A 738-nucleotide genomic window follows, 5' to 3' on the forward strand; every position below is an offset into this window, starting at 1 on the left:
AAACGCAATATTCTTGTTAATTTAGAAGCTCGCTTTAAACTTAATATTAGTATTGAAGCAGATGATAGTATTGGAACACAACATCTTGTTATTTCTAAAGGCTCAATAGCAGAGAGAATTTCTCAATCTTCATTGGAAGATGACAATAAGCAAGAAATTGAAGATTCTGTTTTCATAAAAAGTGAATCTATTGAAAATCCTTCTCCCATTGAAACAAACCAAAAGCGTCGGCGCAAAAATCGTCACGGTGAAATTACTGATCATTCTCTCTCCAACGTTCATAAAAAAGAAGATACCTTAAATGATGATTCTTATCGTCGAGGACGTCGTCGAGGACGTCGTGGTGGTCGACGCAATCAAGATAATAATTTTCATCAGATTCGCGTTCCTTATGCAGAACCAGTAGGAGATTTTGCTAAGCAAGCTTTAGCAGAAATTAAAGCAGCGCATCGCAAACGTCGTGTTTCACCTGTTAAATCTTTTGAACTTGAAGAAACAAAAAATAATACACAAGCTCTAGATATACAACAACAGAGTGAATCTGAAAAAAATGATACAAGTATTAAACCTAAAAAACGTAAAACACGTTCTTCAAAAGTAGTAGAAAATCAACTTTCTTTAGAGAATGATCAAAATATTGCAGAACAAAAATCTCTTGAAAAAAAACCTACAACCAGTCCGGTGCGTAAAACTAAAACAAAAAAAGCAGACAAAGCTATTCATGAGGTAGAAGATAAA

1 pseudogene is annotated in these 738 nt (G+C 34.0%); it reads left to right on the forward strand.

The window, feature by feature from the left end:
* Window positions 1-738: pseudogene (locus ACFIL8_RS11685) on the forward strand (ribonuclease E/G); the annotation flags it as partial.

Origin of the sequence: Bartonella sp. AP57NXGY, assembly GCF_042195805.1 — a bacterium.
In the GTDB taxonomy this organism is placed as follows: domain Bacteria; phylum Pseudomonadota; class Alphaproteobacteria; order Rhizobiales; family Rhizobiaceae; genus Bartonella.